Consider the following 1,052-nt stretch of genomic DNA (forward strand, 5'->3'; position numbering starts at 1 on the left):
GCGTTGGTCACGGCCATCAGCGGCGTGTGCAGCGCGGGCGTGACGGTCCACACCACGTGGTAGCCCACGTAGATGGCCAGCACGAAGATGATGAGGTTGATGACGGTATGGGAAACGGGATCCATGATTTCTTCTCCTCGCGTGGGTGCCGGGGGCGGCTTATTTCTTCGTGACCTGGCCGTCCTGCGCAACGCGGCAGGCGGCGACGATGTCGTCCTCGAGGTCGATCTTCAGGCCGCCCTCCTTGGTGACGATGAGCTTGAGGAAGTCGAGCACGTTGCGCGCATAGAGCGCCGACGCATCGGCCGCCACCAGCGCCGGCAGGTTGGTTTCGCCGACGATGGTCACGCCGTGCTTGACCACCGTCTTGTCGGCCTCCGACAGCGGGCAGTTGCCGCCGATGCCGTCCGCGCCCTTGCCGGCCGCGATGTCGACGATCACCGAGCCGGGCTTCATGGCCTTGACCATGTCCTCGGTGATGAGCGTGGGCGCGGCGCGTCCGGGAATGAGCGCGGTGCTGATGACGATGTCGGCCAGCGCCACGCGCTTGGCCACCTCGACCTGCTGGCGCGCGAGCCAGCTCGGGGGCATCGGCCGGGCATAGCCGCCGACGCCGACCGCGGCTTCCTTTTCTTCGTCGGTGTCGTAGGACACCTCGATGAACTTGCCGCCGAGCGACTCGATCTGCTCCTTGACGCTCGGGCGCACGTCGGAGGCCTCGATCACCGCGCCCAGGCGCTTGGCGGTGGCAATAGCCTGCAGGCCGGCCACGCCCACGCCCAGGATGACCACGCGCGCGGCCTTCACGGTGCCGGCGGCGGTCATGAGCATCGGGAAGAAGCGCTGGTACTTGTCGGCCGCGATGATCACGGCCTTGTAGCCCGCGATGTTGGCCTGCGAGCTGAGCACGTCCATGCTCTGGGCGCGGGTGGTGCGCGGCGCGGCTTCGAGCGCGAAGGCCGTGAGGCCGGCCGTGGCCAGGCGCTGCAGGCCGGCCGCATCGAAGGGGTTGAGCATGCCGATGACCACGGTGCCGGGCTTCATGAGCGCGG

Annotated in this window: 2 protein-coding genes; both read right to left on the bottom strand. The window is 68.3% G+C overall.

The features are described 5' to 3' along the window. Window positions 1-125, bottom strand: a 125-nt coding sequence (locus tag AC1DMS_RS31685; protein WP_478132099.1) for a proton-translocating transhydrogenase family protein, incomplete at its 3' end; no start/stop codon positions are given. A 34-nt stretch (window positions 126-159) separates the two neighbouring features. Continuing rightward, the coding region (locus AC1DMS_RS31690; protein ID WP_478182141.1) for an NAD(P) transhydrogenase subunit alpha at window positions 160-1,052 on the bottom strand (893 nt) is incomplete at its 5' end.

The organism is Variovorax sp. 05T418 (assembly GCF_056396385.1).